Source organism: Falsihalocynthiibacter sp. S25ZX9 (assembly GCF_041205405.1).
Classification (GTDB): domain Bacteria; phylum Pseudomonadota; class Alphaproteobacteria; order Rhodobacterales; family Rhodobacteraceae; genus Falsihalocynthiibacter; species Falsihalocynthiibacter arcticus.
Window position 1 is genome coordinate 1 of record NZ_JBGFCD010000101.1, and the last position, 365, is coordinate 365.

1 protein-coding gene is annotated in these 365 nt (G+C 52.1%); it reads right to left on the minus strand.

Annotation, left to right across the window (positions count from 1 at the left end):
- Positions 1–365 (minus strand): AMP-binding protein (locus tag AB9F29_RS21465; protein WP_369757196.1); only part of this gene is annotated, 365 nt, incomplete at both ends.

The window sequence follows — 365 nt, forward strand, 5'->3', positions numbered from 1 at the left end:
TTTTTGATAAACTCCCCTGTCGGGTCTTCGCGTTTTACAGCACGAAAAGCCGTTGGTGCTGTGAAGAAACTTGCGACTTTGTGCTCGGAAATAACTCGCCAAAACGTTCCAGCATCGGGGGTGCCAATTGGTTTGCCCTCGAACACAATTGTGGTGTTCCCATGCACAAGCGGACCATAGCAAATATAGCTGTGTCCAACCACCCAACCAACATCCGATGCGGCCCAAAAGACTTCACCTGGGTAGACGTTGTAGACGTTTTTCATGGTCCAGTTTAGCGCAACAAGGTGTCCGCCGGTGGAGCGAACGACGCCCTTTGGCGCGCCTGTTGTGCCGGAAGTATAGAGGATATAGGCGGGATGATC